Genomic DNA, 596 nt, shown 5'->3' with positions numbered 1-596 from the left:
TTTGCCAACGCCTTTATCTGCGTACTCAGCCGCGATATCCAACAATCTTTCTGTAGCGTCATCTCGACGGTTAAGCACAACGTCTTCTACCGCTTCTCGTAGTTTTTCCGGAACGTTGTCATAAATCTCAAGTTGACCCGCGTTTACGATCCCCATATCCATACCATTTTTAAAACAGTGATAGAGGAACACAGCATGGATAGCTTCACGAACGTAGTTATTACCGCGGAAAGAGAAAGACACGTTCGACACGCCACCGGAAATCATCGCGTGTGGCAAATCGCGCTTGATGTCCGCTACAGCTTCAATAAAATCAACAGCATAGTTGTTGTGCTCATCAATACCCGTTGCGACGGCAAAAATGTTTGGGTCAAAAATAATGTCTTCTGGCGGGAAGCCAACTTCATCTACCAAAATACGATAAGCATTTGTACAGATTTCTAGCTTGCGCGCGCGCGTTTCTGCCTGACCAACCTCATCGAATGCCATGACGATCACAGCTGCGCCATAACGACGGATCAGTTTAGCTTGCTCAACAAATTTCTCTTTGCCTTCCTTCAAAGAGATAGAGTTCACAATGCCTTTACCTTGAATGC

1 protein-coding gene is annotated in these 596 nt (G+C 45.6%); it reads right to left on the bottom strand.

The genetic code is table 11. The annotated features are described in order from the left end of the window. The coding region (locus R7040_RS28125; protein WP_318097839.1) for a dihydropteroate synthase at positions 1-596 on the bottom strand (596 nt) is incomplete at both ends.

The sequence above is a fragment of the Vibrio sp. 1069 genome, assembly GCF_033340555.1.
The sequence above is the reverse complement of the archived record's forward strand: the minus strand, read 5'-3'. Positions and strand labels throughout refer to the sequence as shown.